The organism is Streptosporangium sp. NPDC051022 (assembly GCF_040683035.1).
GTDB lineage: Bacteria > Actinomycetota > Actinomycetes > Streptosporangiales > Streptosporangiaceae > Streptosporangium.
Genome location: NZ_JBFBCF010000002.1, coordinates 93,808 through 114,742, shown reverse-complemented (window position 1 = coordinate 114,742; position 20,935 = coordinate 93,808). Strand labels below are relative to the sequence as shown.

Annotated in this window: 13 protein-coding genes and 1 other RNA gene; 3 read left to right on the top strand and 11 right to left on the bottom strand. The window is 70.3% G+C overall.

The window, feature by feature from the left end:
- Positions 1-103: 103 nt before the first annotated feature.
- On the bottom strand, positions 104-2,428 hold the full coding sequence (locus AB0N02_RS04670; RefSeq protein WP_363942746.1) for an acyl-CoA dehydrogenase: 2,325 nt from the start codon (positions 2,426-2,428) through the stop codon (positions 104-106).
- Between the two features lie 55 nt (positions 2,429-2,483).
- Positions 2,484-4,034 (bottom strand): hypothetical protein, encoded by a 1,551-nt coding sequence (locus tag AB0N02_RS04665; RefSeq protein ID WP_363942743.1) that lies wholly within the window; start codon positions 4,032-4,034, stop codon positions 2,484-2,486.
- 386 nt (positions 4,035-4,420) lie between these two features.
- Here AB0N02_RS04665 and AB0N02_RS04660 point away from each other — a divergent pair, with 386 nt between their 5' ends.
- Positions 4,421-5,581, top strand: a complete 1,161-nt coding sequence (locus AB0N02_RS04660) for a trypsin-like peptidase domain-containing protein (RefSeq protein WP_363942741.1) — start codon at positions 4,421-4,423, stop codon at positions 5,579-5,581.
- Between the two features lie 145 nt (positions 5,582-5,726).
- On the opposite strand, the gene AB0N02_RS04655 is transcribed toward AB0N02_RS04660, so the two are convergent.
- The 7 genes from AB0N02_RS04655 to ftsE all read right to left on the bottom strand — a co-directional run bounded on the left by AB0N02_RS04655 (position 5,727) and on the right by ftsE (position 13,034).
- Positions 5,727-6,875: a C45 family autoproteolytic acyltransferase/hydolase gene (locus AB0N02_RS04655; RefSeq protein ID WP_363942739.1), complete on the bottom strand. Its 1,149-nt coding sequence runs from the start codon at positions 6,873-6,875 to the stop codon at positions 5,727-5,729.
- Positions 6,876-6,979: 104 nt separating this feature from the next.
- On the bottom strand, positions 6,980-7,810 hold the full coding sequence (locus tag AB0N02_RS04650; RefSeq protein ID WP_363942736.1) for an isocitrate lyase/phosphoenolpyruvate mutase family protein: 831 nt from the start codon (positions 7,808-7,810) through the stop codon (positions 6,980-6,982).
- A 375-nt stretch (positions 7,811-8,185) separates the two neighbouring features.
- Positions 8,186-8,570: a transfer-messenger RNA gene (ssrA, locus tag AB0N02_RS04645) on the bottom strand.
- A gap of 396 nt (positions 8,571-8,966) precedes the next feature.
- Complete coding sequence (locus tag AB0N02_RS04640) at positions 8,967-10,850, bottom strand: penicillin-binding transpeptidase domain-containing protein (protein WP_363942734.1); 1,884 nt, start codon at positions 10,848-10,850, stop codon at positions 8,967-8,969.
- A gap of 2 nt (positions 10,851-10,852) precedes the next feature.
- Positions 10,853-11,320 carry an SsrA-binding protein SmpB gene (gene smpB, locus AB0N02_RS04635; RefSeq protein WP_363942732.1) on the bottom strand — a complete coding sequence of 156 codons (468 nt, stop codon included), beginning with the start codon at positions 11,318-11,320 and terminating at the stop codon, positions 10,853-10,855.
- A gap of 79 nt (positions 11,321-11,399) precedes the next feature.
- Positions 11,400-12,308: a permease-like cell division protein FtsX gene (gene ftsX, locus AB0N02_RS04630; RefSeq protein WP_363942729.1), complete on the bottom strand. Its 909-nt coding sequence runs from the start codon at positions 12,306-12,308 to the stop codon at positions 11,400-11,402.
- Between the two features lie 36 nt (positions 12,309-12,344).
- A complete protein-coding gene (ftsE, locus tag AB0N02_RS04625) occupies positions 12,345-13,034 on the bottom strand; it encodes a cell division ATP-binding protein FtsE (RefSeq protein ID WP_012888192.1) in 690 nt (229 codons plus the stop codon).
- A gap of 235 nt (positions 13,035-13,269) precedes the next feature.
- Here ftsE and AB0N02_RS04620 point away from each other — a divergent pair, with 235 nt between their 5' ends.
- Positions 13,270-13,461 (top strand): hypothetical protein, encoded by a 192-nt coding sequence (locus AB0N02_RS04620; RefSeq protein WP_363942726.1) that lies wholly within the window; start codon positions 13,270-13,272, stop codon positions 13,459-13,461.
- A gap of 202 nt (positions 13,462-13,663) precedes the next feature.
- On the opposite strand, the gene prfB is transcribed toward AB0N02_RS04620, so the two are convergent.
- A complete protein-coding gene (prfB, locus tag AB0N02_RS04615; protein WP_363942723.1) occupies positions 13,664-14,782 on the bottom strand; it encodes a peptide chain release factor 2 in 1,119 nt (372 codons plus the stop codon).
- A gap of 96 nt (positions 14,783-14,878) precedes the next feature.
- Between prfB and AB0N02_RS04610 the strand changes: the two genes are divergently transcribed.
- Positions 14,879-15,931 carry a hypothetical protein gene (locus AB0N02_RS04610; RefSeq protein WP_363942721.1) on the top strand — a complete coding sequence of 351 codons (1,053 nt, stop codon included), beginning with the start codon at positions 14,879-14,881 and terminating at the stop codon, positions 15,929-15,931.
- 50 nt (positions 15,932-15,981) lie between these two features.
- On the opposite strand, the gene AB0N02_RS04605 is transcribed toward AB0N02_RS04610, so the two are convergent.
- The gene (locus tag AB0N02_RS04605) at positions 15,982-20,859 is read right to left on the bottom strand and encodes an NAD-glutamate dehydrogenase (RefSeq protein ID WP_363942719.1); all 4,878 of its coding nucleotides are present in this window, start codon (positions 20,857-20,859) and stop codon (positions 15,982-15,984) included.
- Positions 20,860-20,935 lie beyond the last annotated feature (76 nt).

Sequence of the window (20,935 nt, the reverse complement as noted above, 5' to 3'; positions counted from 1 at the left end):
TGACTGCCTGAAAAGTCACCCTGGCCGAGACCGCAAAGACAACGGCACGATTTCCCTCCCGCGGTCACCCGCCCGTTCCCTCCCGTGGTTACCCGCCCGCGGGTCACCTGCCCGGCTCAGGGTCGCGGGGCAGGCCGAGCAGCCGCTCACCGATGATGTTCAGCTGGACCTCGGTGGTGCCGCCGTAGATCGTCATGGCGCGGGTGGCGAGCGCGGCACGGGTCCAGTAGCCCGCGTCGCCGAGCCTCATGTCCGCCGCGACCACGGCGGCGGACCCCAGCAGCGCGACCGCGCACTCGGAGACGTGCTGGGCGTGCGAGGTGGACAGCAGCTTGCGGACCGAGCCGTCGGCGCCCGGATGGGCACCGCTCAGCTGCCTCAGCGTCACCCGCAGGCCGAGCGCGTTGATCGAGTGTCCCTCGCAGAGCACGCGGGCCAGTTCCTGGCGCTCGGCGCCGGTGAGGTCGCGTCCGAGCCTGCCGACCAGCCCGAGCAGGTCGGAGACCGACGAGCCGGTGCCGCCAGAGCCGGAGGAGAGCGAGACCCGCTCGTTGGACAGGGTGTTGCGGGCCACCTGCCAGCCCTGGCCGACCTCGCCGACCACCAGCTCGTCGGGGACGAACACGTCGTCGAGGAAGACCTCATTGAAAAGGGTCTCCCCGGTCATCTCGGTCAGCGGCCTGACCGTGACGCCCTCGCTCCTCATGTCCACCAGGAAGTAGGTGATGCCCTCGTGCTTCGAACCGGCCGAGGAGTTGCGGGCGACGCAGATGCCCCACTCGGCGACGTGCGCCAGCGACGTCCATATCTTCTGGCCGTTGAGCCGCCAGCCGCCCTCGACCTTCTCGGCCCGCATCTGGAGCGAGGCGAGGTCGGAGCCGGCGCCCGGCTCGGAGAACAGCTGGCACCAGAGCATCTCGCCCCTCAGTGTGGGGGGCAGGAAGCGCTCCTGCTGGTACGGCGTGCCGTACACGACGATCGACGGCACCACCCAGGCCCCGATGATCATCTGGGGCAGCCTGACCTCCGCGGCCCTGAGCTCCTGGAGGATGAGCACCTGCTCCAGCGGTCCGGCGTCGCGGCCCCACGGCCCGGCCAGGTGCGGCATGACGTAACCGGCCTCGGCCAGCGCGCGTTTCTGCTCCCCGCCCTCCAGCTCGGCGATCTCGGCGATCTCGGTCCGGATCCGCTCGCGGAGCGCCGAGGCGTCCTCGGGAAGGTCGATCTCCATCTCCCGGCGCACGCCCCTCAGCGCCAGGGAGGCGACCGTGTCGGCCCACTCCGTCGAGGGGCCGAGCAGCGCGCGCAGGGTCAGCGCGCGGCGGTAGTAGAGGTGGACATCGTGTTCGTAGGTGTAGCCGATGCCGCCGAAGATCTGTACGGCGTCCTTGGCGCACTGCACGGCGGCGTCGGGGGCGACCACGCCGGCGATCGCCACGGCGTAGGCCGCCTCATCGCCCCTGCCCTCCCTCGCGTCCGTCCCCGCGCCGATCTCCGCGCCGGTCCCTGCGCCGGTCCCTGTGCCGGTCCCTGCGCCCGTGCCCCCCTCCGGCTCACCGGCCGCGTTCGCCCCGCCCGCCGCGTCCACGGCGCGGGTCGCGTCCCAGACGGTGGCGCGGGCCTGTTCGAGCGCGACCAGCATCCGGGCCGCCTTGTGCTTGACTCCCTGGAACTGCCCGATCGGGCGGCCGAACTGGACGCGCACCTTGGCGTACTCCGCCGCCGCGCTCACGCACCACGCCGCGACGCCCGCGGCCTCCGCGCCACACAGGATCGCGGCCAGGCCGAGGACTCCGGACCGTTCGAGACCGTCCAGGACCCGCCCCGCGGGCACGGCCACCGCCTCCAGCTCGACCCTGGCCACGCCCCGGGTGAGATCCAGCGCCCTGATCGGGGTGACGGTCACCGCGGAGGCGTCCACGACGATCCACTCCTGCCCGGTGTCCGTGCCGACCGGCAGCACCAGGACGTCGGCCGACGCGCCGCCCAGGACCGGCTCGGCGACGCCGCTGACCGTCAGCACCCCGTCCTGTCCCCTGCTGCCGGTGACGGAAGCGGTCAGCGCGACCGCGCCGGTCAGCGTGCCGTCGGCCAGGCCTGGCAGCAGCTCGGCCCGTGCCTTGCCGTCGGAGGCCAGGATCACGGCACCGGCGAGAACCGTCGGGAGGTAGGGGCCGGGGGCGACGCGCTCGCCGAGGGCCTCGACGGCGACGGCCGCCTCCAGCAGGCCGTAGCCGCTTCCACCGTGCTCCTCGGGAATGTGGAGGCCGAGCAGTCCCTGGTCGGCGAGGCTCTGCCAGAAGGCAGGGCGCTCCTCGTTCTCCGCGGCGACGGCGGCCCGGACGACCTCGGCCGGAATGGCCCGCTCCGCCCAGCCGATCACTGACTCGCGGAGTGCCTGGTGTTCCTCACTCAACCCGATCGCCATGACAGCCTCCAGACACGGCTCAGTGATTAGAACCATATTCTAGAATGTATTTCCATCACAATGCTCGGGCACTAGCCACCAAAGGTGCGATATCAGCCCAAAGTTGCTTACGCGTGTCCGGCACGGTGACGAGGAGCATCGCGGGCTTGCGGCGGCCGATGTCCAGCAGCGTGAGCGCCGCCTGCGAGGTGTGCCTCTTGCCTCCCACCACGTAGGTCACCCGGTAGCCGAGCGTCCACCCCTTGCCCGCGGCGGGCCGCTGCGAGGCGGTCCAGGTCACCCTGCCCCCCGGCGGGTACTGGGTGCCGATCGCCCACTTCACCGCCCCCGCCGCGGCCCCGCGGAACTCGGCCTCGGTCTTCAGCGCGGCCCGGGGCGTGGCCCCGGGAAGCAGGCCCGAAACGATCATGGCGCTCGGCGTCTGCGCCGTACCCACCCGCTGGCCCGCGGAGAAGGAGGGGATAGTGGCGGCCGCCCACGGCTTGCCCAGCTTGGCGTAGGCGATCGCCGCCTTGCCGTCGGCCACCGCCCCCAGCACCGGGCTCGGCGTGCCCGGCAGCGCCCGCAGTTCCATCGAGGCGGGCGGGGTCGGCAGCTTGATCGCGGGCACGGAGGGTCCGGACGGCGCCGCGGCGCCGGTGCCCGTCTGACCGACCCGGGCCGGCCCTGCGGGCTCGGCCGGCCCGGCGGGCTCGTCGCCGGAGAACAGCATGAAGATCAGAAAGACCGCGAGGGCGGTGACGAGCGCGGCGCCGATGCTGTAGACGACCCGGATGGGGATGTCTCCGATCCGCATCAGCAGGCCGTCCTTCTTGCGCACGCTCGGCGTCCGGACGGGCGGCCGCGGTGAGAAGCGCGCGGGAGGCGGGCCGGGCACGAGCGGCGATCCGGCGCGCGCCTCGGGGAACGACACGGTCGAGGCGGCCCCTCCGACCGGCCGGGCGGGCTCCGGGTGCGGAGGATCGAAAATCGAAAGACCGGAATGAGCGGCCACGGAGCGGGGAGGGTCGGGCAGGGGGAAGGATCGGGCGGACTCTTCCCGTCCGATCTCCAGGTCCGCGGACGCGAAGCCGTCGAATCCCGTACGGCCTCCGGCCGGAGGCTCACTCCCGCTCCGCCGCCCGGAGACGGCATCGGCCTCCGTCTCGGACTCGCGCTCCGGAGAGCCGGAGTCCGGCTCGGCGGAGTCCAGTCCGGGGAATCCGGTCATGGGAAAGAACCAGACGGACTCCGGCTCCCCGGACTCGGCAGGCTCGGCGGGCCCGAATCCGACGAGCTCGACGGAACCCGACGCGGACGCCCCGGTCCCGGCGGAAGTCCCAGTCCCGGCGGGAACCTTGCCCCCGGCCCCGGCCCCGGTGGAAGCCCCGGCCCCGGTCCCGGTGGGGGCCTTGGCCCCGCTCCCGGCGGAGGGCTCCGCGGAGTCGGGCCTGGGGACGAGCACGGTCTCCTCACCGTCTCCGATGGGGAAGCTGCGCGGCACCCGGGGGTTGATCATCGTGCCGTCCTCGGCACGGATGGCGGGTATGGGCGCAGTGGGCGCGTCATAGGACGGGATGTATCTGTCGTGAGAGCGCCCGGAGGAGTCGCCGCCAACATCCGCCATGGGCGCCAGGCTATGTCACCTCCGCCGATAGATGGAACGCATACCATCACACTTCGGCCACGAGGGTGCCGTTCACCTCGGCCGTTCCACCCCTCCCCCGCGAACAGAACATTATTCTTCGCGGCATTCTTCGCAGCCACGAAGGCGGCCGCGACCCCCTCCCCGAGATCACGCCCTTCCCGGACGGCCCCTTCCCGGACAGCCGCCCCTTTCCCGGACGGTCATCCCCTTCCCGGACAGCCGTCCGCTCCTGCACGACCGGCGACCGGCGGACCACGCATCCTGGCACAGCCACGGGCAGGACAGGACAGGGATACCGGCACCGGCACGTCCGAGCGATCCCCGTCGGGCGTATCTTCCGCGATGAGCTGGGAAGATACTCCCGCATGCAGGGATGGACTTCACGTGTCGCGCTGCTCGCCACCGCCGCCGTCGTGGCGCTCGCAGGCTGTGGCCAGAGTGTGAGATCGCAGTCGCCGGGCGCGGAACCCTCGGGTCCGGCCAACGCGACGACCACGCCGCCGGGCGGCACACCGGGCGGCACACCCCCGGGCGCCCCTCCGGGTGCGCAGGCGGGCACGCCTCCGGGATCGCCCGGTGCCGCGCCCGGTGGCCCCGAGGCCCTGGAGTCCAAGTACGAACGGGTCATCGCCACGGTGCTGCCGTCCATCGTGCAGATCACCACGAGGAACGGCCTCGGCTCCGGCGTCGTCTACGACAACTCCGGGCACATCATCACCAACGCCCACGTGGTGGGCCGCTCCAGGGACTTTGAGGTGACGCTCGCCAGCGGTGGCCCGCCCCGGCCCGCCAAACTCGTCAAAGCCTTCGAGCTCGGCGACCTGGCCGTGATCAAGGTCAACGATCCCTCGGGGCTCAAACCGGCCAGGTTCGGCGACTCCAGCAAACTGAGGGTCGGACAGCTCGTGCTCGCCATGGGCAACCCGCTGGGCCTGTCCGGAAGCGTCACCGACGGCATCGTCTCGGCGCTGGGCCGTACGGTCAGCGAGCCCCAGGACACCTCGGCCCCCGGCGCGACGATCACCGGCGCCATCCAGACCTCGGCCGCGATCAACCCCGGCAACAGCGGCGGCGCCCTGGTCAACCTCGCCAACGAGGTCATCGGCATCCCGACCCTGACCGCCGTCAACCCCGAACTCGGCGGGGGGCAGGCCCCGGGCATCGGCTTCGCGATCCCGTCCAACACCGCCACCGACATCGCCAACCAGATCATCAAGAGCGGCAGGGTCACCAACACCCACCGGGCCGCCCTCGGGATCACCGTGCAGACGGTGATCGGCCCCGACGGCAGGCCCGCGGGCGTCGGCGTGGTGCGGGTGTCCCCCGGCGGCAGCGCCGCCAAGGCAGGCATCACGCCGGGCGACGTGATCACCTCGATCAACGGCACCCCCGTCCCGGACACCCAGGCCCTGTCCGAGATCCTCGCCTCCCTCAACCCCGGCGACCAGGCCAAGATCCAGATCACACGCTCGGACGGCTCGTCGGCGACGATCAACGTGACCCTGGGCGAGCTCCCGGGAGGCTGACAGGCCGCTCCCCGGGGCCGACGGGCCGCATCACACGCTCGGACGGCTCGTCCGCGACGATCAACGTGACCCTGGGCGAGCTCCCGGGGGACTGGCAGGCCGTTCCCCGAGGCTGACGGGCCGCTCCCCAGACGGCTCCGGGGAGTCACCGGCCCGCGGTGAAAACGATCTCCTCGCTGTGGCGGGCGCCGTCCCGGCCGTCCCCGAGGTAGAAACGCGTCGCCATGGTCCGCCCGTCCAGGTCGAAGACGCTCCGCCAGAGCGTCCGCCACGGCTCGTCCCCTTCGACGCCGTTGGCGGTGTCGAAGGCGACCGCGTCGAGGGCGTCACGGAGTCCCCGCCCCGAGACGGCACCGGCGTGGGTCCGTTCGGCCAGCGCACGCGCCCGCCCGTAGGTCTTGAAGGAGTGTTTGTTGTCCTCCGGGAGCGCGAACACGTCCGGGTGACGGTGGAGGAGGTGGTTGGTCACGCACATCGGTCCCTGCCCCGCGTCGACGACGTACTGGGCGCCGTCCGGGCCACGTTCCCACACGAACGCCCGCCCCGAGGGGTCGGCGACCAGATAGTGACAGTCGACTCCGAGGGTGTACTGCTCGGCCTCCCGCAGGGCTCGCTCGGCCTGTCCGGCGTTCTCGCAGGTGTCCAGCAGGAACCTGGGGAGCTGGACCTCGTTCAGCCCCACCCGCGGACCGGCCGCCGACGGCGCCTGCGCGGCCTCGGCGTCGGCGATCAGCAGCGCGACGCTGAGGCCCGCCTCGTTGACGCCCTCCATGCAGCCGTCGAACTCGTTCATGGTGATGACGGTCGAGGCCGGGCCGTCGTCGGGAACCGTCGTGATCACATAGGGCCGCGACGCCATCGGCGGCTCGTCCGAGGCGACCGGATCCTGTCCGGCCATCACCCGGAAGAGCTGGTCGGCGCTGAGGATGAAGAAGTCGTAGTTGCGGCCGACCCTGGCGTGCCCGTCGGTCCCGGACGGAGCCGGGCACCAGACGACGGAGCATCCGGACCCGCCGGGCAACCCGGGCAGCCCGTCGAGGCGGGTCTTCACCGGGTCGGCGCCGAACGCCTCGGCGATGCCGCCGAGGCGGGCGTGGTGCTGCGGCCAGTTCCGCGCGAACCAGGCCATCCGGGCCGCGTTCACGCCGGCGTCCGGCGCCGCCGGGGGCCTCCATCCGGAGACCGCCCCGGCCTCCTCGGCCAGCGCTCGCCCGATCTCCCGCTGACCGCCCTCGACGGTCAGGTGGCGCACGATCATGAAGTCCTCGGGACCGCCCGCGACGACGTCCGCCACCGTGTTCTCCCTCGTCTCGATCCTTGGTTTCCGAACCGGTGACTCCGAGGTCCGGAGCCCCGGGGCCGGCCGCGTTCGGCGCACTCCGGTGCCCCCGAGGGGCGTCAGCCGTCCAGCAGGGCGTTGAGCTCGCCGAACCCGAAAGGCTGGTCCAGGGTCGTGTAGGTGCCCGACGTGAGCAGTTCCCGGGCGGCGCCGCGGACGAGCCCGTAGGCCGCCTGGGCGACCGAGGAGCCCACGCTGACCCGGGCGACGCCGAGCGCCCCCAGCTCGGCGATCGTGGGAGCGCCCGGACCGGCCAGGATGTTCAGCGGCGCCGGGATGGCCTTCACCAGGGCGGAGACGGTCTCCGGATCGACGACGCCCGGCACGAAGACGCCGCTGGCCCCGGCGGCGAGATAGGCGGCGGCACGCTCGGCGGCCACCCCCAGCCGGTCGGCGGGGTCACCGGCGGCACGCAGGTAGACGTCGACACGCGCGTTGATGTAGAGCGGGATCCCCGCGGCCTCCGCGGCCTCCCTGGCGGCGGCGATCCGGTCGCACTGCTCCTCGACCGGGCGCAGCGGCGCGGATCCGTCGCGCAGGGTGTCTTCGATGTTGACTCCCACGGCACCCGCCTCGATCACTCCCCTGACCGTCTCGCCGACCCCCTCGGCCCTGCTCGCGAAGCCGCTTTCGATGTCCGCGGTGACCGGAACCCGCACCGCGGCGGCGACACGGGCGACGAGGTCGAGGGCGCGGTCCCGGTTGAGCCGGTCGCCGTCGGGGGCGCCGAGGCTCCACGCGACACCGGCGCTGGTGGTGGCCACCGCCCGGCCTCCCGCCTCCTCCACCAGCAGCGCGCTGGCGACGTCCCACGCGTTCACCAGCGTCAGCGGCTCATCGCCTCCGTGCAGCGACTGGAACAGCTCCGCCTTACCACCGAGATTCGTCATGCGGTCAGTAAAACAGCCCGGACCGACACTCCCGAAGCCGTTTTTCGGGTGCACGTGTGTCGTGGACCGACCATGAGGAGCGGGCCGGGCACGAGAAGTGGGCCGGACACGAGAGGTGGGCCGGACACGAGAGGTGGGCCGGACATGAGGAGTTGACCGGGCACGAGAAGTGGGCCGGACACGAGGGAGAGCGGGTCATGGCCCGTGCACGAGGAGACGTGGATCGGGGCGGTGCCCGTCCGCGCGGACCGGGGCGGCGACCTCGCCCTCGGCGGGTCGTCCCCGGGCGGGAAACACGAAGGGCGGCCGGGGGACGTCGCCGTCCGCCCGACCGCCCTTCGACGATCTGTTCCGTGTGTTTCGAGCACGGAACGGGGGTGGAGGTGGCGGGAATCGAACCCGCGTCCTTCAACTCCAAACCAGGGCTTCTCCGGGTGCATCCTGCTGTGTTTTTCTCAGCCCCGGCGATCACGCAGGCAAGACGCCGACGGGCTCAGCCACTGTTAGATTTCCCGATCTTCCCCGTGGCCGGGTCGAACGGTTGAGCCTCCTAGCGATGCCGGATCCGGGCCGGAGGCGCTCCCGGGCCGGCAGAAGTCACTCGCTGCTTAGGCGGCGAGCGCCAGGTTGCCCTGGCTGACTTCGGAGTGCGTCTTATTGGCACTTATTGGTCGCGGTCACAGTGTTAACGAGGTTATGTCCGCAGTCCTCGACCCGCTTCCCCTGACTTGCAAAGCCAAAGTCGAAACCAGTCACCCCCCTGTTGAGTTGTCAACCCGACCCCGAAGGACCGAGCCATCCGAAGATACCCGTTACAACACCGGTAACGCCAACTCGATTCCCGCCCGGCGACACGAGGCCCGCGAACGGGACGGCAACGCCACCGGAACGCCCCGGGAAGGGTTCGCGAACACCCCGGGGCCGCCCCTCGGGAGCCCCGGAGGCGGGGCATCCCCAAGGCGCGGTACGGTCACACGCGCCCCGGGGCCGACCGGCAGGGTCGAGCCGGTCCCGACGGCAGGGCTTCCCCCGAGACGAAGCCCCTGTCTCATCGCGTTGACCGGGTCCGCAACCCCCCAAGCGGTGCCCGGTCACCTAGAAAGACGCAGACCGGACACCCGATGGTTGCTCAGGGTGACAGAAATATTTCAGAAGGTTACATTCCGGCGTGCAGGCTCTGGAAGAACCGCCCGGCGATGCGCGCTCCCGCGGTCGAGTCGGAGCTCTCCGTCAGCACGGCCACCGCCAGGTCTCCCTGCCAGCCGACGAACCAGGCCAGCGGCTTACGGCCCTGCGTCGCGACGGCGGTGAAGCCGTGGACCGGGTCGCCCTGGGCCGCGGCCGACCGGGCCGAGCCCGCGGTCACACCCGCCCGCATGAGGGTACGGAGCGTGCTGATCGTCTTTTCGTCGATCTTGATCGGGGCCGGGGCCTTCGGCGGCTCGGCCTCGGCCGACGGGTCCGGGTTCTGAGGGTCGGTGACCAGGACGGGCGGGCGCCAGGTTCCCGAGGCGACCGCCCCCGCGACCAGCGCCATGGACAGGGGGCTGACCGAGACGTTCTGTCCCGCGATCGCCCTGGCCGTGGCCGCGTCGCTGTTCAGGGGCTTCATCGAGCCGCTGAAGGACTTCAGCGGGAGGGTCCACGACGAGTTGATGCCGAACTTGGCGGCGCTGGCCGTCAGCTCGGCGCCGTCGACCTTGCGGGCCAGCGCGGCCAGCGCGGTCACGCAGCCGTTGGCGAAGTCGCCCAGAAGGCTGGGCGCGCTCCCGGCGGGTGGATCCGCCTGGTGGAACTGGGCACCGCCGACGCTGCGGTCCGTGGGGCAGGCGAGCTTCTGCTTGGTGCTCACCTGGGCCTTGAGCAACCCCTCGACGGACATGATGGAGAAAATCGAGCCGGCCGGGAACTTGCCGGCCAGAGCGTCCTTCTCCTGGTTGTACTCCTTGGTGCTGCCGACGGCCCGCACCTCACCGGTCGAGGCCTGGACCGCGACCAGCATGCCGGGCGTCCCGGCGAACAGCGCGCTGTCGGCGGCCTTCTGGATCGGGCCGTCGAGCGTGGTGCGCACCGGCGAGGTCGACCTGGTGGGCCGCCATTTGCGGAGCTCGGCCACCTGCTCGTTCGTCTTGAGGTCCACCGTGATCACACGGGTCTCCGTGGAGCCCGTCAGATGCTCCTGGTAGGCCTTCTGCAGCCCTGTCCGGCCGACGGTGTCGCCGGCCCGCTGCGGCCCGCCGAGCTGCTGCTCGGTCTCGGGGGTGACGGCGGTGACCGTACCGACGATCTGGGCGGGAGAGTCGGGCGCGACCGGCTGCTTCTGCGCGGAGACGATGATCCCCGGGATGGCGGTCAGCTGGTCGCGGAGCTGGGCGAACTTGGTGCGGCCGAAGGTGACCAGCGGCACCTGGACGTTGGGCCTGGCTGACCTGATCCTGCTGAGCAGGCGGTCCTGCGGAAAGCCGGTGATCTTCGAGAGCTGCTCGCAGACCGCGACGTCGTTCTTCAGCGTGGCCGGGACGACGTTCGCCACGTACAGCGTGGCCTCCTGCTGGAGGGGGTCGCCGTTGCGGTCGAGGATCGGCTTGCGCCCCTCCGGGATGACGTCCACGGCGAAGCGCTGGCCCTCGCGCAGCTCGGGGTGGAGCACGCTGGGCGACCAGTGCACCTTCCAGTGGCCGTCCACCAGGTTCAGGGGGAGCTTTCCGGTGTACTCCCACAGGGGGTTGTTCTCCCCCAGGTCGACCTCGGCCTCGAAGTCGGCCTCGGACGCGTCTCCGGTGCGCCTGATCCCCTTGACCTGGAAGCGGAACGAGGCCGCGTCAAGCTGGATCTTGGCGTCCTCCAGGGCCTTGCTGACCGCCTTCTCGTCCCCGTCGGTACGGCGGGCGGCCGCGGCGTAGTCACCCGTCTGCCAGCCGACCAGGAAGTCACGCACCGCCTCGTGGGCCGACGGCTCCTCGAAGCAGGCGGACAGCATGGGGACCGTCGCCGCCAGCGTGAGCGCCGCGGCGACGGTTCGCCGAGCCTTCCCCGTCACAATTACCTGTTCCTGTGCCTCAAAGCGCGAGCCATCTCACGCTTGGCCTGCTTCTCGGCGAGATTCTGCCGCTTGTCCCAGTCCTTCTTGCCCTTGGCGAGGCCGATCTCGATCTTGGCCTTGCCGTCCTTGAAGTAGATCGCGAGCGGTACCAGGGTGAGGCCGCCCTCCTTGGTCTTGGCGACCAACTTGTCGATCTCCTTGCGGTGGAGCAGAAGCTTGCGGGTGCGACGCGCCGCGTGGTTGGTCCACGTCCCCATGGTGTATTCGGGGATGTGGACGTTGATCAGCCAGGCCTCGCCGTCCTTGACGACGGCGTATCCGTCGATCAGGGAGGCCCTGCCGAGACGCAGCGACTTGACCTCGGTGCCCTGCAACACGAGACCAGCCTCGTAGGTGTCCTCGATGTGGTAGTCGTGCCAGGCACGCTTGTTCTGGGCGATGACCTTCCGCCCGGTCTCACGTGGCATGCCCTGAGCCTACCGGGGACCGGAGCGGCAGACCGCGCCCGAGAACGGCAGCGCGCCCGGCGGGCGCGCCGCCCGCGGCTCACACGCGCAGGTAGCGGCGGAGCGTGACGAACGAGGTGAGCACACAGATGAGAACACCGATGATCATCGTGAGGCTGATCACCGAGGCGACCGTCTCCCACGTGAGCGGACTGTTGTTGGCGAGGTAGAGCTGCACGCCGTCGAAGAGGAAGACCTTGCTGACGATCAGCAGGACGGCGGCGATCACACCGCCGATGAGGCCCGCGATGACGCCCTCCATCACGAAGGGGAGCTGGATGTAGAGGTTCGAGGCGCCGACCAGCCGCATGATGCCGGTCTCCCGCCTGCGGTTGTAGGCCGACAGCCGCACCGTGTTGCCGATCAGCAGCGTGGCCGCGAAGACCAGGATGATCGCCACCACCAGCGCCGCCCAGCGGAGCTTCTCCAGCAGCCCGAAGAACTTCTCCAGGATCTCCTTCTGGTTGACCACGTTGGAGACGCCCGGGGAGCCCTTGAGGGCCTCGATGACGGCGCTGTAGGTGTCCGGGTCCTTGAGCTTGACCCGGAACGACTCCGGCATGTCCGCCGCCTGGACCACGGAGAGCATCACGCTGTCGTTCTTGAACTGCTCGCGGAAGTTGCCGTACGCCTTGGCGGCGTCCTCGAACTCCACGTGCTCGACCTGCGGCATGGCCTCGATCTGCGCCTTGAGCGCGGCCTGCTCCTGCTGGTTGACGCCGCCGCTGCCCTTGCACTGCGGGAAGACATCGTTCTTCTTGCACAGGAAGACAGAGATCTCGACCTTGTCCGACCAGTAGTCCTTCATGGTGGAGATCTGGGAGTTGATCATCAAGCCGACGCCCAGCAACGCCATACCGATGGCCACGGTCACGATGACCGCGATGGTCATCGTGAGGTTACGGCGGAGGCCGATCCAGACCTCGGAGAAGATGAAGTTTGCCCGCATGCTCTTCCTGTCGCTTCGCTTCCTTGAGGTCCTGGGTCAGTACGCCTGGCCGTACACGCCACGCGACTGGTCACGGACGATCTTGCCGTCCTCCAGTTCCACTACGCGCTTGCGCATGGAGTCGACGATGGCGGCGTCGTGCGTGGCCATGACGACTGTGGTGCCTGTCCTGTTGATCCGGTCGAGCACCTTCATGATGCCGATGCTCGTGGCCGGGTCGATGTTTCCCGTCGGCTCGTCGGCCAGCAGGATCATCGGGCGGTTGACGAACGCGCGGGCCATGGCGACCCGCTGCTGCTCACCGCCGGACAGCTCGTCGGGCATCCGGTGGGCCTTGCCTTCAAGGCCGACGAGCTCGACGACCTCGGGCACGACCTTGCGGATGAACCTGCGCGGCTTGCCGATGACCTCCAGAGCGAACGCGACGTTCTCGTACACGTTCTTGTTCGGCAGGAGCCGGAAGTCCTGGAAGACGCAGCCGATCCGGCGGCGCAGGTGCGGGATCTTGAAGTTGGACAGTCGGGCGAGATCCTTGCCGGCCACGTGGATCGCCCCGGAGTTGGGGCGCTCCTCTTTCAGGACCAGGCGGAGGAAGGTCGACTTCCCGGACCCAGAAGGGCCGACGAGGAACACGAACTCGCCCTTGTCGACATCGACGCTGACGTGGTCCAGCGCGGGCCGGTTCTGGTTCGCGTAGACCTTGGTGACATTATCAAAATGGATCACGGGCGCATCACGGCATGCCAGTCTAGGGGTTAGGACGGTCGCGGTGGTGGCAGAGGTTCAGTTCCGCCTCTCGCCGGCCGGGGGGCGCCGGTCTTTACTCTCGATCGACGTTCCGGTTGGCCGGAGCCCAGTCTAGGGGGAAGACTGGCATGGAACGTCCATAACGGAAACAAAACGATTCGGCGCCCGGTAACGACCGCATAAAGTAGTTCTGACCTAGGAGACGGAGGCTCTCATGAGCTGTGAAGACCTCGTCTGCGCACGGTGCGCCCACCCTGTCGCCGAGGGCCGCTGCCCTCAGTGCCGGGCCTACCGCGATCGGATGCACCAGCACGGGCTGGGCGGCATGACGCCCGTGATGCTCTCGCTGCTGCTGATCGCGCTGTTCTTCCTCACCCTGGCCCTGAGACACCTCACGGGCGCCTGAGCCCCACCGCGCTCACCGGCGCTCACCGGCGTCCACCGGTGCGCACCGGGCTCGTTGGGACTCCCGGGGCGCACGGGGCCTCCGGAAGGCCCCGGACCGGCCTCCCGGCCGAGCCCTCGGACGGCCGCGGCCACGCGGGCTCCGGACGGCCGTGGAGCACCGGACGCGCCGGTGCCCGGCCTCCGGCCGGCCACGCGGCCGACTACGCCTCGACGCCCGACTCCTGGCGGCGGGTCCAGCGGATCTCCGACTCGATGAACTCGTCGAGGTCTCCGTCGAGCACCGCGCCCGGGTTGCCCGCCTCCGTGCCCGTCCGCAGGTCCTTGACGATCTGGTAGGGGTGCAGCACGTAGTTACGGATCTGCGTGCCCCACGAGGTGGTGGACTCGCCCCGGATCTCGTTGAGCGCCGCCGCCTCCTCCTGCCGCTTGCGCTCCAGCAGCTTGGACTGCAGGACGGCCATCGCGGTCGCCTTGTTCTGCAGCTGCGAACGCTCGTTCTGGCAGGAGACCACGATGCCGGTCGGCAGGTGGGTCAGGCGGACCGCGGAGTCGGTGGTGTTGACGCCCTGGCCGCCGGGACCGGAGGAGCGGTACACGTCGACCCGCAGGTCGTCCTCGTTGATGTCGATGTGGTCGGTGGTCTCGACGACCGGCACCACGTCCACGCCCGCGAAGGAGGTCTGGCGGCGGCCCTGGTTGTCGAACGGGCTGATCCGCACCAGGCGGTGCGTGCCGTGCTCGCCGCGCAGGGTGCCGTAGGCGTAGGGCGCCTTCACCGTGAAGGTCGCCGACTTGATGCCGGCCTCCTCGGCGTAGGAGGTCTCGTAGACCTCCGTCGGGTAGCCCTTGCGCTCGGCCCAGCGGAGGTACATCCGCAGGAGCATCTGGGCCCAGTCGGCCGCGTCGACGCCACCGGCCTGGGAGTTGATCGTGACGACCGCCTCGCGGGAGTCGTATTCGCCGGAAAGGAGGGTGCGGACCTCCAGGGCGCCGATGTCGCTCCTGAGGGAGGCCAGCTCGCGGTCGGCCTCCTCGCGGGTGTCGTCGTCCTCCTCCGCGGCGGCGAGCTCGTACAGGACCGCCAGGTCGTCCAGACGCTGTGCCAGCGACTCGACCCTGTTGACCTCACCCTGCAGGTAGGAGAGCTTGCTGGTGACCTTCTGGGCCCGCTCCTGGTCGTTCCACAGGTCGGGCGCGACGGCCTGCTCCCCGAGCTCCTCGATCTGCTTGCGCATCGCGTCGAGGTCGAGCACGTCCTGAATGCTGTTCAGCGTGCCGACGAGCTCGTTGATCTCTTCTGCCGGATCGATGAGTGCCACGTCTGTAAAGGGTACGCGACCGGCGAACCCCGTTGTGTACACCCGTGCCCGCGCCATGGCTAGCATGGGCGCCGAAGGGACCTTGAGGAGGCGGACGTGCGGGGACGGCGACAAGGTCGGCTCGTGCTCGTCCTGGCGCCGTTGACGGCGCTGCTGGCCGCGGCGGCGGCGTGCTCGAGTTCCGGCGGCACCGCGCCGAAGCGGAGCGCGCAGGCCACGACACCGGCCTCGACCTCGGCCCCGGCCGCCCTGAGCACGCCCCCCGTCACGCTGGCGGAGGCGAACAGGGCGCTGTCCGGCATCCTCGGCGCCGAGGCGTTGCTGGAGGGCGCGGCGCCCCACCTGGAGGCCGACCGCAGGAACATCCTGGAGCAGACCCGCGACGCGCAGGAGGCGCTCACCGCGGCCGCGTTCAACACCTCGGCCGGGCCGCTGCCCCACTACACGTGGGGCAGGCCGGAGGTGCTGGTGCCGCGGGCGCAGCGAGCCCCCTTCTGGTTCGCCGCGATCGTGGACCGGCAGGACACCGCGGGCGAGACGCGCTCCGCCGTGCTGACCGTGACGAGGTACGGCGAGCACGAGTGGTACCTCAGCTCGACCTCGCTGCTGGATCCGGGCAGCCGGGCGCCCGAGGTCGCCAAGGACGCGCAGGGGTACGCCACCGCGCTGGACGACGACGACCCGACCGTCGAGATCAGCCCCCGGCTCATGGCGCCGCTGCACGCGACCTCCGCCGAGGAGGGCAGCGCGGGGTTCGCCGCCGGGCTGATCGAGAAGGGGCCGCACACCACCGGCTACGCCGAGGAGATCGCGGGCAAGCGGCCGAAGTACAAGACCGACTGCCTGGGCTACGACTCGATCTTCGGCGCGAGCAACTACCCCGTGCGCGCGCTGCGCACCGTCGACGGCGGAGCGATGATCATGTACTCGCTGACCAGGACCACCACCGTGACGGCCAAGATCGAGCCCTGTGCCTACATCAGGGTGCCGCCGAACGTCGAGAGGCTCGCCTCGGCGACGACCGCCCGCAAGGAGCTGCGCACGGTGGAGACGCAGTTATACGTGAGCACCGTGCCCGCCAAGAACAGCCGCAGAGCGGCCAGGGTCATCGGCTATCTGGGCGGCGTCACCAAGGTGACGGCCAACTGAGCGAGAGAGCCGGTCCGGGCCCGTGATGGCACGGGCCCGGACCGGGCCTGTCACGCCTCGGCGTGCGGGAGCCTGGTCGAGGCCACGAGCGTGCGGATGGCGCGCAGCGCGACCGACAGCGTCGCGAGGTCGAAGTTGTCGCTCTCCCAGATCTCCGAGAGGGTCTGCCGGGACCGGGCGACCGCCGCCGAGTTCACCTCGGTCCAGCGCGCGAGCCGCTCCTCCGGCGTCAGTCCCGGTGTGCTGTGGACCAGGACGTCACGGGTGAGCGAGGCGTGCGCCGCGTAGAGGTCGTCGCGGAGCGCCGCCCGCGCCATGGAGTTCCACCGGCTGTCCCTGGGCAGCGCGATCACGCGCTCGCGCAGCCTGGACAGCTGGAGCCGGTCGGCCAGGTCGAAGTAGACCTCGGCCACCTCGTTGACCGGGCGCGCCGTCTGCGAGGCGATCTCGACCAGGTCGAACGTGGAGTAGGCGGGGACCATCGAGGCGACCCGTTCGGCCAGCTCCGCGGGCACTCCCCGGGCGGTGAAGGAGTCGCGCCGCTCCTCGAAGCCCGCCAGGTCCGACCCGGTGAGCAGCTTGGGCAGGTGCGGCAGCAGGCCGTTCATCCCCTTGGCGAAGAAGTTCACCGTCGAGGCGAGGTCGAGCGGCGCGCGCCGGTTGCCGAGCAGCCAGCGGGTGCCGCGCTCGGCGAGCTTGCGGGCCTCCAGTTCCATGGCGATCTGGGTGGCGGTGTCCACCTTGTTGTTCAGCTCCTCCACCTGCTGCCAGAAGCTCGGCAGGTCGAAGACCTCGCGCGTGACCAGGTAGGCGCGGGCGATGTCCGAGGTGGACGCGCCGCTCTCCTCGCCCAGGCGGAACATGAAGGTGGTGCCGCTGGAGTTGACCAGGTCGTTCACCACGCCGGTGGTGATGATCTCCCGGCGGAGCGGGTGGGTGTCCATGTACGGGCGCAGGCGCTCGCGCAGCGCCGACGGGAAGTAGGACACCAGCCAGGAGGCCAGGTAGGGGTCGTCGGGCAGGTCGGAGCCGAGGATCTCGGCGTCCGCGACCAGCTTGGTGTAGGCCAGCAGCACCGAGAACTCCGGCGCGGTCAGCCCGAGCCCGGCCTGGCGCCGCTCGGCGAGCGCCTTGTCCGACGGCAGGAACTCCAGCTCCCGGTTGAGCAGTCCGGCCCGCTCCAGCCTGCGCAGCTGGCGCGCGTGGATGTGCAGCATGTCGGCCGCCTGGGCGCGGGCGGAGGCCAGCACCAGGTTCTGGTCGTAGTTGTCCCGCAGGACCAGCGTGGCGACCTCGTCGGTCATGTCGAGCAGGAGCTGGTTGCGCTGCTTGTCGGTCAGCTCGCCGTCGCGGACCGCCCGGTTCAGCAGGACCTTGATGTTCACCTCGTGGTCGGAGGTGTCGACCCCGGCGGAGTTGTCGATGAAGTCGGTGTTGACCAGCCCGCCCTCGCGGGCGAACTCGATGCGGGCGAGCTGGGTGAGCCCCAGGTTGCCGCCCTCGCCGACCACCTTGCAGCGCAGCTCGGCGCCGTTGACCCGCAGCGCGTCGTTGGCCTTGTCGCCGACGTCGGCGTTCGACTCGGTCGACGCCTTGACGTAGGTGCCGATTCCGCCGTTCCACAGCAGGTCGACCGGGGCGCGCAGGATGGCGCTGATCAGGTCGTTGGGGGCCAGCGAGGTCACCCCGTCGGCGATGCCGAGCGCGGCGCGCGTCTGCGGGGAGATCGGGATCGACTTGGCCGTGCGCGGCCAGACGCCGCCGCCCTGCGAGATGAGCGCGGCGTCGTAGTCGGCCCACGAACTGCGCGGCAGCGCGAAGAGACGGGCCCGCTCGGCGTAGCTCCGCGCGGAGTCGGGGTCGGGGTCGACGAAGACGTGCCGGTGGTCGAAGGCCGCGACCAGCCTGATGTGCTGGGAGAGCAGCATGCCGTTGCCGAACACGTCACCGGACATGTCGCCGATTCCGGCCACGGTGAAGTCGGTGGTCTGGATGTCGACGCCGGTCGTGCGGAAGTGGTACTTGACCGACTCCCAGGCGCCGCGGGCGGTGATGCCCATGGCCTTGTGGTCGTAGCCGACGGAGCCGCCCGAGGCGAAGGCGTCGCCGAGCCAGAAGCCGTACTCCTTGGAGACCTCGTTGGCGATGTCGGAGAACGACGCGGTGCCCTTGTCGGCCGCGACCACGAGGTAGGTGTCGTCGCCGTCGTGCCTGACCACGTCGGCGGGCGGTACCACCTGGCCGTCGACGAGGTTGTCGGTGATGTCCAGCAGGCCGGAGATGAACACCCGGTAGCAGGCGATGCCCTCGGCGAGCACCTCCTCACGCGCACCCGACTTCGGCGGATTTTTCACCACGAAGCCACCCTTGGAGCCGGTGGGGACGATGACGGTGTTCTTCACCATCTGCGCCTTCACCAGCCCGAGGACCTCGGTACGGAAGTCCTCCATCCGGTCCGACCAGCGCAGGCCGCCTCGCGCGACCTTGCCGAAGCGCAGGTGCACGCCCTCGACCCGCGGCGAGTAGACGAAGATCTCGAACTTGGGCCTGGGCAGCGGCAGCACGCTGATCGACGGCGAGTCGAACTTCAGGCTGATGTACGGCTTGCGCTCGCCGTTCACCGTCTGGAAGTAGTTCGTCCGCAGCGTGGCGTTGATCATCTCCAGGTAGGCCCGCAGGATGCGGTCCTCGTCCAGGGAGGCCACGTCGTCCAGGGCGCCGAGGATCTCCTCGTTCAGCGCGTCGGCCAGCTCCGAGCGGACCTCCTCGTCACGCCTGGGGTCGAGCCTGGCCTCGAACAGCCGCACCAGCAGCCGCGCGAGCCGTACGTTGCCGAGCAGCACCCGCTCGATGTAGTCCTGGCTGAACGTGGTCCCCGCCTGGCGCAGATACTTGGCGTAGACCCGCAGGATCTCGGCCTGCTCCCAGTTCAGCGCGGCGGCCAGGACCAGGGCGTTGAACCCGTCGCTCTCCACCCGGCCCCGCCACAGCGCGTCGAACGCGTTCTGGAACAGCCGCTTGAACTCGTCCCGGTCGACCTCGTCGGAGAGGGCGTAGCGCAGGCCGAAGTCGTAGATCCAGGCGTCCCTGGTCGCCGGGTCGTTGTCGCGGTCGATCTCGTAGGGCCGCTCGTCGACCACCTCGACGCCCAGCCGCTGCAGCAGCGGCAGCACGTGCGACAGGGAGATGGGCGCGCCGATCCGGTAGAGCTTGAAGCGGCGCTCGCCCTCGGAGGCCTCGTAGGGCTCGTAGAGGTTCATCCCGATCTCGCCGGACGAGGCGTCGAGCGTCTCCAGGCGGCGCAGGTCGGCCACGGCCATCCGGGGCGGGAAGTCGGCCTTGTAGCCCTCGGGGAAGGCGGAGGCGTAGCGGTGCACCAGCCGGGGGGCCTCGTCGTCCGAGCTCAGCTCGGTGATCGCGGTGGCCAGGTCGTCGTCCCAGGAGCGGGTCGCGGCGGCCAGCCCGGTCTCCAGCTCCTCGACGTCCAGTCCCTCGGCGCTCAGCGGCCTGCCCCGCTCCCCGCGCACGACCACGTGCAGCCGGGCGAGGGCCGACTCGCCGATCATCGCGCTGTAGTCGGAGGAGGTCCCGCCGACCGCCTTGAGCAGGATCTCCTGCATCCTGATGCGGATCTTGGTCGTGTAGCGGTCGCGCGGCAGGTAGATCAGGAAGGAGATGTAGCGGCCGTAGTCGTCGGGGCGCAGGAAGACCTTGACCTGCTTGCGCTCGCGCAGCCTGAGCACGCCGAGCGCGATCGGCAGCAGCTGCTCGACCGAGGTCTGGAAGAGCTCGTCCCTGGGGAAGGTCTCCAGGATCTCGATGAGGTCCTTGCCGTCGTGGCTGTCGGGCTCCAGCCCGGCCAGGTCGAGGACCTCGGCCAGCTTGCGCCGCAGCACGGGGATGCGGGAGATCGACTCGCTGTAGGCGACGTGGGTGTAGAGGCCCAGGAAACGGCGCTCGCCGACGACCTCGCCCTCGGCGTCGAAGAGCTTGACGCCCACGTAGTCGAGGTAGGCCGTACGGTGCACGGTCGCGCGGGTGTTGGCCTTCGTGATGATCAGCATCTGCTGTTTCTCACGGGCCTTGGCGCGCAGCTCGGGAGGGAGCGCGGCGAAGCTCTTGGAACCCGCCTGGTCGTGGCGCAGGATGCCCAGGCCCGTCCCCGGCACCGGGCGCAGCGTGTCGCCCTGCTCGCCCTCCTCCAGGCGGTACTCCCGGTAGCCGAGGAAGGTGAAGTGCCCGTCGGCCAGCCAGCGCATCAGCTCCAGGCTGTCCTCGACCCCGGCCAGGTCGAGCGGCGGCGGGTTGACCGAGACGTCCTCGGCGGTCTGCACGGCCAGGGCCCGCATCTTGTCGCAGTCCTCGACGGCGTAGCGCACGTCCTCCAGGACCCGCTGCAGGTCGGACTCCAGCTTTTTGAGCACGGCCGGGTCGGTCTGCCGGTCGATCTCGAAGTGCATCCAGGACTCGACGCACTCCTGCCCGCCGGCCTCCTCCCCGCCGCGGCCGAGCAGCTTGCCGGTCACGTCGCGGTGCACCCGCATCTGCGGGTGGATCACCAGGTGGGTGGTGATCTCGTGACGGTTCAGCTCCATGGTCACCGAGTCGACCAGGAAGGGCATGTCGTCGGTGACCACCTCGACGATGGAGCGGCCGGGATCCCAGCCGTGCTCCTCAAGGCTCGGCGTGTAGGCCCGCACCAGGGCCCGGCCCTGGGGGCGCTTCTCCGCGAGCTGCCGCTGGGCCATCGCCGGGCCGTACACGTCGACCGGGTTGCGGCTCAGCACGTCCTCCGGCGCGACATGCCGATAGTAGAGCCTGAGAAAGTCGAGTGCCTCCTCATCACTCACGTGGTCGCCGCCGGGTGTGTGCGCGCACGTCTCGGCGGCACTCCTCAGCAGCTCGTCCTTCGCCTCGTCGAGCGGCATGTCGCTCTCACTCCTTTGTGAGCATTGTTCGTATTAATGAGGGATCTACGACAAACTCGTCGTTCCCTCGCCTGGG

What these genes read in the sequence shown, in the direction of transcription:
- AB0N02_RS04670 (WP_363942746.1), bottom strand. Translation starts at nt 2,428, where the DNA reads ATGGCGATCGGGTTGAGTGAGGAACACCAGGCACTCCGCGAGTCAGTG.
- AB0N02_RS04665 (WP_363942743.1), bottom strand. Translation starts at nt 4,034, where the DNA reads ATGGCGGATGTTGGCGGCGACTCCTCCGGGCGCTCTCACGACAGATAC.
- AB0N02_RS04660 (WP_363942741.1), top strand. Translation starts at nt 4,421, where the DNA reads ATGCAGGGATGGACTTCACGTGTCGCGCTGCTCGCCACCGCCGCCGTC.
- AB0N02_RS04650 (WP_363942736.1), bottom strand. Translation starts at nt 7,810, where the DNA reads ATGACGAATCTCGGTGGTAAGGCGGAGCTGTTCCAGTCGCTGCACGGA.
- smpB (WP_363942732.1), bottom strand. Translation starts at nt 11,320, where the DNA reads ATGCCACGTGAGACCGGGCGGAAGGTCATCGCCCAGAACAAGCGTGCC.
- ftsX (WP_363942729.1), bottom strand. Translation starts at nt 12,308, where the DNA reads ATGCGGGCAAACTTCATCTTCTCCGAGGTCTGGATCGGCCTCCGCCGT.
- AB0N02_RS04620 (WP_363942726.1), top strand. Translation starts at nt 13,270, where the DNA reads ATGAGCTGTGAAGACCTCGTCTGCGCACGGTGCGCCCACCCTGTCGCC.
- AB0N02_RS04605 (WP_363942719.1), bottom strand. Translation starts at nt 20,859, where the DNA reads ATGCCGCTCGACGAGGCGAAGGACGAGCTGCTGAGGAGTGCCGCCGAG.